Genomic DNA, 2371 nt, shown 5'->3' with positions numbered 1-2371 from the left:
GCTTCACGGTCGAGTGGGGGGTTCGGGGAAGTCGACATAGACGGTCTCCGTAGTGGTCGGAGACCCAGGTGTCAACGATGTTCGTCAGTTTTAGACTCCTGCCTGGACCGGCTGGCCACCACCCCGCAGGAAGCCGAAACGCTCATGCGCGACGCTGTGGCCATCCTGGACGGGCGCGCCGATGCCCTCGCCCAGCACGGCAAACGCGTGTGGGAGCCGCGCCCGGACGCGCCCGCCCTGATCGTGTTGATCGACGAGTACGCCGAACTCGTCGACGAGGCCCCCGGTGCCGTCCGGCACGCCGACTCCATCGCCCGGCGCGGTCGCGCGGTTGCCGTCACCCTGGTCGCCGCCACCCAGCGCCCGTCACAGAAGGCCATGGGACAGGGCGCGGTGCGCTCCCAGATGGACGTACGACTCTCCTTCCGTGTCCGGGAGCGCCGCGACGTCGATCTCATTCTCGGCCAGGGGATGCTCAAGAGCGGATGGCACTCGCACACCCTCAACGCGCCCGGAAAGTTCCTCATCAGCGCCCCCGAGCACGACATACCGCGCCGCGCCCGCACCTACCTGCTCGACGACGCCGGGGTCCAGCGCACCGCCACCCACCACGCACCCCAGCGACCCGCACTCGACTCCATCTCCGCCGCCGCCCTCGAAGCCACCACCCCAACAGCACAGGACACGCCGGACGACGCCGACGCATCGCCTGCCCCTCTCAAGCACGCTCGCCCCGACGGAACGCAGGACGCCGAGAACGCCCTGTGGACCGCTCTGCGCGACGCCCCCGCCGACGGTGTCTCGATCGACGACCTGATGCGTACCACCGGCATGGGCCGATCGTGGATCTACTCCCGGTTGCAAGAGCACGTCCGCTCCGAACGCGTCACCCAGGTCAGCCGGGGACGCTGGCGCGCCACCCCTGATTCCTGACAGCCGGTAATCGTCCACGTCCATGTCCACGCGCGCGTCTGCACGTAAGGGCGGCATGCCCGTCCGTGGACGTTCGCGTGGACGATCACGAAAAGTAACCAACGGAGGTGATCAGCCACATTCGACCCGTGCCCGAGAAGGGCGCAAGAGAAAGGAGGTAAGGCGTGCAGGCGTACACCGTCGAACAGGTCGCGGAGATGCTGAACGTGGGGCGCGACAAGATCTATTTTCTGCTCAGAACCGGCCAGCTCCGCAGCATCAAGATCGGAAAGCTGCGCAGGATCACCGACCGGCACCTGACCGAGTTCATCGCCACCCTCGAAGACACTCACTAGAAGTGCATTGCACTGCAATGCGACGCAATGCATCGTGGTACGCTGCCCCCGAACGGCTCGACGGACCACCCTCTCCCCCAGATGTCAGGGCGCCGAGAGTCGATCTTCCGGGCACGAACAGCGGCTGAGACCAGGACGGTTCATCGCCACAGGCGCGCCGGACGGGATCACCGCTGCCACCACAGAGAGAGCGGCATGGCTACCGAGAACTACAGCTTGAGACTCGACTCCGACCGTCGGGACAAGCTCCAGAAGATCGCCAAGAAGCAGGATCGCGACATGGCCTATGTCATCAGGAAAGCCATTGACGAGTACATCGAGCGGCACGAGAACGACAACGGCTGACAGGGACAACAGCCCTGATCCCCACGAACCCGGTGGTACGCCTCGACGGCGGATCAGGGCACGCACGATCGGACCGGCAAGAGACCGGCAAGAGAAAGGGGGAAACCGCATGAAGATCACCATCGGGAAGTACGAAGCATCCATCTATCCGGAAGGAGACGGGTTCACCGGCGCCATCAGTCTCGGCTTCGACGCCACCGGCAAGCGCCAGCGCGTCAAGCGCAAGGGGAAGACCAAGGCCCAGGTCAGGGACAGACTCCGCGAAGCCGTGGAGGATCTGGAGGCGGGCATCAAGACGGAGGTCAGATACTCCGTGGAGGACGCCGTCAACGACTTCTTAGAGAAGGGACTGAAGGGGAAGGCCAAGAGCACGATCGACAACTACCGGTCCCTGGCGCGCAAGCATCTGATCCCCCAGCTCGGAGCCATCAAGCTCAAGGAGCTGACGGCGGACCACCTGGACAAGTGGCTGGACGAGCGGGCAGAGGAGTTGTCCACGCGTTCGCTCCGTCTGGTTCACCAAATCCTGGAGCGCGCGATTCGCCAGGCGCAGGCGCGCGACAGGGTCAGGCGCAACGTCGCGAGTCTCGTCATCGTCCCGGAAGGCCAGGAGGGTCACCCCTCGAAGGCGATGACTCTGGAGCAGGCAGTCAAGCTGCTTGACTCCCACGCCTCCCGCCCGCCGTCGCCGGCCGCCGCCGTCAGCACGCAGAGCACGTACTCGTCCCCGAGTTCGGGGGGCGGGCTGTCACCGATCT

At 65.6% G+C, this 2371-nt stretch carries 3 protein-coding genes and 1 pseudogene; all 4 read left to right on the top strand.

Going from position 1 to position 2371, the window contains the following annotated elements; genetic code table 11:
• Nucleotides 1–144: 144 nt before the first annotated feature.
• Nucleotides 145–933 (top strand): hypothetical protein, encoded by a 789-nt coding sequence (locus ABZ260_RS50075; RefSeq protein ID WP_355632744.1) that lies wholly within the window; start codon nt 145–147, stop codon nt 931–933.
• A gap of 164 nt (nt 934–1097) precedes the next feature.
• The gene (locus ABZ260_RS50070; RefSeq protein WP_350947037.1) at nt 1098–1268 is read left to right on the top strand and encodes a helix-turn-helix domain-containing protein; all 171 of its coding nucleotides are present in this window, start codon (nt 1098–1100) and stop codon (nt 1266–1268) included.
• Nucleotides 1269–1463: 195 nt separating this feature from the next.
• A complete protein-coding gene (locus ABZ260_RS50065) occupies nt 1464–1613 on the top strand; it encodes a ribbon-helix-helix protein, CopG family (RefSeq protein WP_350947036.1) in 150 nt (49 codons plus the stop codon).
• Between the two features lie 109 nt (nt 1614–1722).
• Nucleotides 1723–2371: pseudogene (locus ABZ260_RS50060) on the top strand (hypothetical protein); the annotation flags it as partial.

Origin of the sequence: Streptosporangium sp. NPDC006013 (genome assembly GCF_040614275.1) — a bacterium.
Taxonomy (GTDB): Bacteria; Actinomycetota; Actinomycetes; order Streptosporangiales; family Streptosporangiaceae; genus Streptosporangium.
The sequence above is the reverse complement of the archived record's forward strand: the minus strand, read 5'-3'. Positions and strand labels throughout refer to the sequence as shown.